The following is a 7,945-nucleotide window of genomic DNA, read 5'->3' on the forward strand; positions in this document are numbered from 1 at the left end:
AGGAGAGCAGCGGATATGAAGATTGAAAAGATATTAAGCGCCGGTGAGATTACGGACCTGGCGAAAAAAAGATTCCAGGAAGAGCGGGCGATAGACCATCTGGAAGGCTGGTTTCTTGCCAAAGAGATCATGCGGGAGTGCGACCGCGAATATAAAGAGGAGCCGGACTGCATACGGATTGCCAGGACGCTTGTCACGGTAGCGGAAAAGATTCCCCTCTGGCTCAGCGACTACCATGTGTTTGCGGGGACGCAGGACGATGCGTTTGCCAGGTCATATGCACTTATCAACCCGGCATTCTCCGTAGACTCTTTTACCGGTTACTGTGACCCGGCCGCTGTATTTGGGGATATCGAGCCTATCGGAGATATTACGCAGGAACGTATAGAAGACCTGAAAGGATATAATATTGATACGGAATTCTCCAGGGCACTCTGCGGCGCATACGATAAGGCCGGAGAGGATACGAGCGAAGCCATATTCTTTATCGAACAGGTGACGGGACATCTCATACCGGATATGCGTCCCGTACTGCGGATCGGGGTCGAGGGGCTCAAGCGGCAGATAAAGGAACGGCAGGAGGAGACGTGCGAAAAGAAGCGGGTGTACTATGAGGGGATAGACACTGCGCTTGACGCCGTAATCGTGTTAGCCGGCAGATATGCCCGGCTGGCGCAGGAGAAAGCAGAAGCGGCAGAAGGCAGAGACCGGGAACGGTTCGTAATCATGGCGGAGACGCTTGGAAAAGTACCGGCACATGGAGCGTGCAACCTCTACGAGGCTATACAGTCCTTCCTCCTCATGTGGCAGGTGATGTGCCTGGAGCAGACACCGAACCCATATGCGTTCTCCGTAGGGAATGCAGACCGCATATTTGAACCGTACCGGCTGGCAGAAGACACCGAGCGGGATATGGCGGCGGCGCTGCTGAAGCACCTCCTCGTCTTTTACAATGTGGCAGACCGGAGCTGGGCCATCTCGCAGAACCTGATTATCGGCGGACGGTCATTGGCGGGAGAAGATATGACGAACCTTACATCCTACGCGCTTCTGGATGCGTACTATGACATGAACCTGCCGCAGCCTATCCTGTCGGTGAAGCTGCATAAGAATACGCCGGATGAACTGTACGAAAGTCTCGGAAGGTTCTTGTTTACACCGGGCTGCCTGACCCCGTCTTTCTTTAATGACGATTCAGTATTTGAAATATTAACAGACAGGAACAAGGTAGATCCGGAGGATCTGGAGGACTATTCCGTGGCAGGCTGCCAGGAACCTCTCATTATGGGGAAAGATAACGGCAATACGACAAACAGCTGGCTGAATATGGCAAAGGTGCTGGAATTGTCCTTGAACGGCGGCGTCTCGACAATCTCCGGTAAGAAATTCGGCAGAAGCAATGAAGAAAACGGATATAGTACGGAGCTGGACTTGTTACGGAATATCCGTACTGTCTTCTACGAGAATCTGGAATGGTATGTAGATAAGATGACCATGTGCGCCAATGCGGCTTCGGAAGCGATCTCACTGCTGCAGGTGCCATTTCTGTCTTCCCTGATGGGCGGAATTGAAAGTGGAGTTGATGTGAGGGACACGAAGGTACAGGGGACGAAATATAACGGCAGCGGATGCTTGATTCACGGGCTATCTGTCGTGGCGGACTCTTTTGCGGCCATTGATACGCTGCTCGATGAGAGGCCTGAAGATGCAGGTAGGCTGTTGGAAGCGCTCCGGGATGATTTCAGACATGATCCGGAGATGCGGCAGTATCTGCTCAAGGCAGTGAAATACGGCAACAATATTGCGAAAGTGGATGACGAAGCGGCAGAAATAGCAGGGAGAGTCAGCGACCTTGTGGCCTCCAGGAAAAATTACCTTGGCAATCCATTCCGGGCAGACTGGGCTTCCCCGTCTACCCATCTGCTGTATGGATACTGGGTGGGAGCGACACCTGACGGACGCAAAGCCAGAGAGCAGCTCGGCTACGGGATCGATCCGCTGTACGGTGAAGCGCATTCAGGTCTCGGATTCAGGATGATGTCGAATATGAAGCTGCCATTTGACAAGATGAATGGAGGCTGCGCCTCCCACCTCGGTGTGAATCCGAATTATTTCAGGTCGGAGTCGTTTGAAGAAAAAGGGATCGAGTTCAAGAACAAGATCATAGCGCCGCTCTTTTATAACCCGAAGAAGGAAGGGATATCGCCGTTTTATCTGTACGTAAATGTTACAACGCCTGAGATGCTCAGAAAGGTGCTTGAGAATCCGAAGAAGTATGCGCCGGGCGGAGTCTATATCATGAGGATCCACGGTACATTTGTCAACTTCCTGGACCTGTCGCCGGATATTCAGGAGGATATCATCAAGCGTCTGGACATGGAATCCACGAGCATGTAAGATAGGTTTATTATGGTGAATGAAAATTTATATGAGATTGTAAAAAATAAAATCTGTGACGAGATATTCGAGGGGCATTATGAGGATGGCGACCGGATACCGCCTGAACGGGAGCTGGAAGAACTGCTCCATGTAAGCCGTGTCACGGTACGCAGATCTCTTGAGATTCTTGAGGAGGACGGACTGGTTGTGCGCGAAGTAGGAAGAGGAACGAAAATTACGCTTCGCAATGTAGGGAATAAAGGCGATCTGGATATGGTCGTGCTCATAGCCCCGGCCCGGAATCCATTCTTCTCGGAATTTATCGCCCGTTTCCAGAATCATGCTCAGGAAAAAGGAGCGCTTCTGCTCTATGTGGAAAAGCCGCGCGCGGAGGAACTGGAACGCTGCCTTTACAGGCTGTATAAAAGAGGTCTGCGCAATGTAGTCGTGTGGCTGGATGATATGACGGCAGATCCGGATAAGCTGAAGCGGCTGCGCGCCCTCGGCATGAACCTGGTGTTCTTTGATACGGACAAAGGGCTTCCCTATGCGGATTGTGTAGCGCTGGACAACAGCCTGGCGGTACAGACATTGTATGAAGTTCTTAAGCGGCGCGGATATAAGGATGTCGTTTATATAGGATGGAATCTGAAGGACGCGTACAGTATCCGCATGCGTGAACTGGCTTACAGGGAGATGGCCGGTCCTGCGGGGCAGCTTCTCATCCTGCCGTGGAAGGATGCGGAAAGAAGCGCGGCTATGCTAGATGAGCTCCTCGTGACGGGGGATGAGCGTCCGGCTGACGCAGTCATCTGCAGTGACAGAGAGAGCGGCGAACTGACGGCGGAGATATGTAAGAGATCAGGTTCCGGTGTTAAAATAGCTGCAGTAGATGAACTGTCAAGAACTGCCGGTACAGAAATCATCATGTACAAGCAGAACCTGAATGCGGCTGTCGAGCAGATTTTCACCTTGCTGCAGAACCAGTGCGGCATGGTGGGCAGCTGGATGGCGGACCTCTACCTCATGGAAGGGATGCTCGATGAGGGTCCGACGGCGTCAGATGGAACCGGAAGTGCGGGATAGGATGAAGAGCGGGGCAGCTGCCCCGCTCTTCATCCTATGTACACATACTGGTCCGCATCCATATCTTCCGTTACTGCAGAAGCATGTCCTTATTTTCGAGAATCTCTGCCACTATTACGCAGGCCGGGCAGTCGCAGTATGCTGCTCCGGCTGATTTGATCTCTTTGGCATGCGCCGCTACTTCTTTTGCCTTGTCAGCTCCGAATACCTGGGCGCCTCCCTCGGACTCTGCAAAACCAATCAAAGTATCAATCGGCATGATATCTTCTTCCAACTCGGCTACATAGCTTCTGGTCACTTCTGCTTCCTTTTCCGTACCGACAGCATTAAGCCACGCCTCGGCGGCTTCTTTCGTCTCTTTGCTGCATGTCGGTGCATTCATCAGTTCGTGCGATTTTTCCACAACATAGTCTAATACTTTTTTATCCATTATCGACACCCCTTTTCTTATGATTAGCTATATTTTACTATATCCGGCACATTTTTACAATCAGTTATTGTGAGCTTTCCGGCACTCTCTGCGACTGCTCTGCCTCGGAAAAATCAATTTTTAATTCCCCGCCGAATATCTTAACAGGTATGGATTCTCCGAGCCCGTAGATAACTGGTATCTCGTCCTCTTCAAAAAAATACGCGATGACCCGCGCCTTTTCCAGATCTACCATCCAATATTCCTGTACGCCTGCGTTGCGGTATTTTGTAAGTTTTAAGAACATATCCTTCTGCCTTGTCGCTGGTGACAGGATCTCCAGTATAAAATCCGGTGCCCCCATGATACAGCGGTCCGTCAGCTTATCCCTGTCACATACGATTACGATATCCGGCTCCACCATCGTGTGTTCGTCACAGTCGAGCTGCACATCTGCCGGGGCGGCAAGTACGACACAGTTTCCCTTCTGCCTTCGGATGAAATCCTTGATCTTATATGAGGCCTCCATGGATATCATCTGGTGCATCAGGGAGGGAGCGGCCATTGTAAATAACATCCCGTCAATCAATTCTGCCCTCTGGTCGTCCGGCAGGGCGTAGTAATCTTCGAGCGTATACTTGTCTTTCCCCGAATGGTACCAGACGGCCGGCTCACGGAGCATATCTGCCTCATCCCGGGGGGCCAGCACCTTTTCTAAAGCCACAAGAGTAGCATGCCTCGGGGACTTCGTCTCACCGCTGAATATTTTCTGTATCGTTCCAAGCGGCACGCCCGATAGTTCGGACAGCTGTGCATAAGAGTAGCCCTTCTTGTGTTTATAATATTTCATCTGCTGTAGATTCATCGTATCCCTCCCAGTTAAATAACGGTTATAAAACGGTTTCCTTTTATGTGTTATACCGTTTTATAACCGTTATTGCAATGGCTTTTAAAGTTCTGATATCGTCTTATCTCCAAATACGGATTTCCAGTCTGCGTCAAATGTATCGACCGCATTTATAATGTGTGGCTGCGTCAGTGCTGATTCCAGGATAGCGGGATCCATGGTGGCAGTGTGGGCGCCTGCAAGGAAGGCCCGGTCAACCTGGCCGGCATTCTTGAAGCTGGCCGCCAGAATCTGTGACGGATAGCTGTAACGGTCGATCATTTCCACCATAGATGCGATGACATCCTCGGCGTCCAGCCCCATATGTTCCATCCTGTTATAATAAGGGGCGATGTAATCCGTGCCGGCCTCCATGGCCAGGAACCCCTGCTGTCTGCTGTAGACCGCGGTGGCGGTCGTGCGGATATTGCGGGCTTTCATAAGCCGGATAGCTTTGATTCCCTCCATCGTGACCGGAACCTTGACATATACGTCCGCGTCTACTTTTTCCAGGATAGCATCCGCGTCCTTCAGCATCCCCTCCGCGTCAAGTGACGCTACCTGTATATGAAGCGGCTTCTCTCTGCCGATGATAGACCTGATCGCTCCCATGTGTGAAAAGAAGTCGATCTGACCTTCTCTTTTTACAATTGACGGGTTGGATGTAACGCCGGCTATGGGGAATATCTCACAGTAATGTGCGATATCCTTAAGGCTGGCGGTGTCTAATAGATATTTCATGATAACCTCCTGTTATAGCGCCGTGTATCCCCTTCGGACCGGAACGCCGGATTATGCGATTGTGACGATGATTCCCTGTTCTTCCAGATAATCGCGCTCCTCTGCCGGAATCTCTCCGTCCGTAATTACCTCATATACGTCTTTCAAGTCCAGAAAAGCGACAGAGCCGGGCTGGCTGAACTTTTCCGAGCCGGCAAGCACATACGTATGGTCTGCGGAACCGGTCATAGAGCTCAATGTATCGGACCGTATGAGATCGTCCCCGGTAAAGCCGGCCGTGCGGGAATAACCGTCTGTTCCCACGAATATCTTCTCGACGTGGAAAGCGCCCACGGCACTTTTCGTCAGCGGCCCTACAAGTGACTGGCCGTGGGGCTGGAGCGTCCCTCCCAGCACGATAAGCTGTATGTTCGTGTAACCTTTCAGGTAATTGGCCAGGTAGAAAGAGTTCGTGATGATAGTGACATTTTTCTTGGACTTTGCCAGTTCATCTGCAAACAGCGCACAGGTAGAGCCGGATTCGATAATGAGCGTCTCGCCGTCCTGCACGCAGGAAGCTGCCCTGCGGGCGATTCTCTGCTTGTTATTATAATGAAGCGCCATTCGGTAATTGATGTCGCCCGGATCGTTCGGGACAGCATAACCACGTTCCCGTTTCAGCATCCCCCGTTCTGCCAGGTAATCCAGGTCCTTGCGGACCGTTACCTTGGATGTGTGGAGATACGCGGCAAGTGTGTTCACCTCTGTCCTGCCGTGCTGTATGACATATTCCAGAAGCGCAGTGTGCCGTTCTTTCATTGATATCCCTCCTGACTACGTTCCTATTGCTATGTGAATCACTTGTATACTAGCACAGAAAATACTTTATGTCAAGATTGCCGATTTCGTACGAAAGTAAATATATTTCTTTAGTTTACTTTTTCCATATCGTATGCTATAATAATCGCAATGGGACAGGTGGACAAAAAAGCCAGGCCAGAGAAGGCGTTAATGGCTAAGAGAGGGAGAAGAAGATTGGATAAATACCTGATTGCCCATGATATGGGAACGTCAAGCGACAAAGCGTCTCTGTTTTCGACAGATGGCAGGCTGATAAAGAGTTACACCGTGCCCTATGATGTACATTTTTTCCATAAGAATTGTGCGGAACAGAATCCCCTTGACTGGTGGAACGCAGTCTGCACGGCCACAAGGAAGATAGTGGAAGGAATATGCCCCGCGGATGTACTCGGCATCTCATTTTCTTCGCAGATGCAGGCTTGTGTTATCGTGGACCGGCAGGGAAATGTACTGCGCCCGGCTATGATATGGGCTGACTTGCGGGCAGAAGAACAGGCACGTATGCTTGTGGGGCGCGTCGGCGGACAACGGATGTATGAACTGAACGGGCACAGGGCCAGCGCGAGCTACAGTATCGAGAAGCTGATGTGGATACGGGACAATGAGCCTGAACTGTATGGACGGACTTATAAGATGCTGCTGGCTAAGGATTACATCATCTGCAGGCTGACAGGAAGATTTGTGACCGATTATTCGGAAGCATCCGGTACAGATGCCTTTGACCTAAGGAGGATGGAGTGGTCGCAGGAGGTTCTTGAAGCCGCAGGGATAGAGGCGGAAAAGATGCCCGAACTACATGCGTCTACGGATGTAATCGGACAGTTGCTTCCGGAGGCGGCGGGGAGTTCTTATTCCTATATCAAGAAGGCACTGTGCCGGGAGGAGGAACAGCGTGCAGAGCAGGAAGGCGGATCCGTATATGATATATTGAACAGGCTTGTCATGCATTCCCCTGCCGGGGCTAAGGGACTTGTGTTTCTGCCTTATATGCTCGGGGAGCGGAGTCCGAGATGGAATCCGGATACTTCCGGAAGTTTTCTCGGAATCAAGATGGAGCATGAAAAATGCGATTATATCAGGGCGGTTCTGGAAGGCGTCGCAATGAACCTGGACTTGATACTGAAAGCACACAGAGAACATGCGCATGTTGGCGAGCTGGTGCTGACCGGAGGAGGGGCAAAGGGAGACGTTGTTGCCCAGATTCTCTCAGACGTGCTTGGGGTCACGCTGCACCGGCTTGACCATGTGGAGACGGCTACATCTGTTGCAGCAGCGGTTATTGCAGGTGTCGGTGTAGGTGCATTCAGAGACTTCTCGGTCATACACCAGTTTGTTAAGCCTGAACTTGCCTTTCATCCTAACATGGATAACAGAGTAACGTATGACAGGCAGAAAGCGCTGTTTGAAGAAGGGTACAGATGCCTCAGGGCTTATTATGAGCTGGAGTCAGACTTGGGGCGGTGAAGACATGGAATCAGAAAGCCTGCTAATAAAAAGTCAAGCACTTTTTGAAAAATTTTTGTGAAGTGATTTTATGGCACAACTCTAAGACCGCCTCATCAGCCGGTCAAAAAGAAAGTCGTAATAGATGGAATGATTATTCG

The 7,945-nt window shown here is 50.9% G+C and carries 7 protein-coding genes; 3 read left to right on the forward strand and 4 right to left on the reverse strand.

Translation table 11 applies throughout. The annotated features are described in order from the left end of the window. The first annotated feature begins 15 nt into the window (after window positions 1-15). The gene (locus tag E1963_RS16880; protein WP_132280534.1) at window positions 16-2,397 is read left to right on the forward strand and encodes a pyruvate formate lyase family protein; all 2,382 of its coding nucleotides are present in this window, start codon (window positions 16-18) and stop codon (window positions 2,395-2,397) included. Between the two features lie 12 nt (window positions 2,398-2,409). Then, complete coding sequence (locus tag E1963_RS16885; RefSeq protein ID WP_132280536.1) at window positions 2,410-3,465, forward strand: GntR family transcriptional regulator; 1,056 nt, start codon at window positions 2,410-2,412, stop codon at window positions 3,463-3,465. A gap of 70 nt (window positions 3,466-3,535) precedes the next feature. On the opposite strand, the gene E1963_RS16890 is transcribed toward E1963_RS16885, so the two are convergent. The 4 genes from E1963_RS16890 to E1963_RS16905 all read right to left on the reverse strand — a co-directional run bounded on the left by E1963_RS16890 (window position 3,536) and on the right by E1963_RS16905 (window position 6,299). Further along, window positions 3,536-3,895: a molecular chaperone Hsp90 gene (locus tag E1963_RS16890; RefSeq protein ID WP_132280539.1), complete on the reverse strand. Its 360-nt coding sequence runs from the start codon at window positions 3,893-3,895 to the stop codon at window positions 3,536-3,538. A 64-nt stretch (window positions 3,896-3,959) separates the two neighbouring features. Next, window positions 3,960-4,739: a Uma2 family endonuclease gene (locus E1963_RS16895; protein ID WP_132280541.1), complete on the reverse strand. Its 780-nt coding sequence runs from the start codon at window positions 4,737-4,739 to the stop codon at window positions 3,960-3,962. A gap of 84 nt (window positions 4,740-4,823) precedes the next feature. Beyond that, entirely contained in the window at window positions 4,824-5,501 is a 678-nt protein-coding gene (locus tag E1963_RS16900; RefSeq protein ID WP_132280544.1) for a fructose-6-phosphate aldolase, read from the reverse strand. A 51-nt stretch (window positions 5,502-5,552) separates the two neighbouring features. Then, the gene (locus E1963_RS16905) at window positions 5,553-6,299 is read right to left on the reverse strand and encodes a DeoR/GlpR family DNA-binding transcription regulator (RefSeq protein ID WP_132280547.1); all 747 of its coding nucleotides are present in this window, start codon (window positions 6,297-6,299) and stop codon (window positions 5,553-5,555) included. Window positions 6,300-6,491: 192 nt separating this feature from the next. Between E1963_RS16905 and E1963_RS16910 the strand changes: the two genes are divergently transcribed. Further along, window positions 6,492-7,805, forward strand: coding sequence for a xylulokinase (locus E1963_RS16910; RefSeq protein ID WP_243117780.1), 1,314 nt, complete (start codon window positions 6,492-6,494; stop codon window positions 7,803-7,805). Window positions 7,806-7,945 lie beyond the last annotated feature (140 nt).

This window comes from Extibacter muris, assembly GCF_004345005.1.
GTDB lineage: Bacteria > Bacillota > Clostridia > Lachnospirales > Lachnospiraceae > Extibacter > Extibacter muris.

What these genes read in the sequence shown, in the direction of transcription:
- E1963_RS16880 (WP_132280534.1), top strand. Translation starts at nt 16, where the DNA reads ATGAAGATTGAAAAGATATTAAGCGCCGGTGAGATTACGGACCTGGCG.
- E1963_RS16885 (WP_132280536.1), top strand. Translation starts at nt 2,410, where the DNA reads ATGGTGAATGAAAATTTATATGAGATTGTAAAAAATAAAATCTGTGAC.
- E1963_RS16890 (WP_132280539.1), bottom strand. Translation starts at nt 3,895, where the DNA reads ATGGATAAAAAAGTATTAGACTATGTTGTGGAAAAATCGCACGAACTG.
- E1963_RS16895 (WP_132280541.1), bottom strand. Translation starts at nt 4,739, where the DNA reads ATGAATCTACAGCAGATGAAATATTATAAACACAAGAAGGGCTACTCT.
- E1963_RS16900 (WP_132280544.1), bottom strand. Translation starts at nt 5,501, where the DNA reads ATGAAATATCTATTAGACACCGCCAGCCTTAAGGATATCGCACATTAC.
- E1963_RS16905 (WP_132280547.1), bottom strand. Translation starts at nt 6,299, where the DNA reads ATGAAAGAACGGCACACTGCGCTTCTGGAATATGTCATACAGCACGGC.
- E1963_RS16910 (WP_243117780.1), top strand. Translation starts at nt 6,492, where the DNA reads ATGGCTAAGAGAGGGAGAAGAAGATTGGATAAATACCTGATTGCCCAT.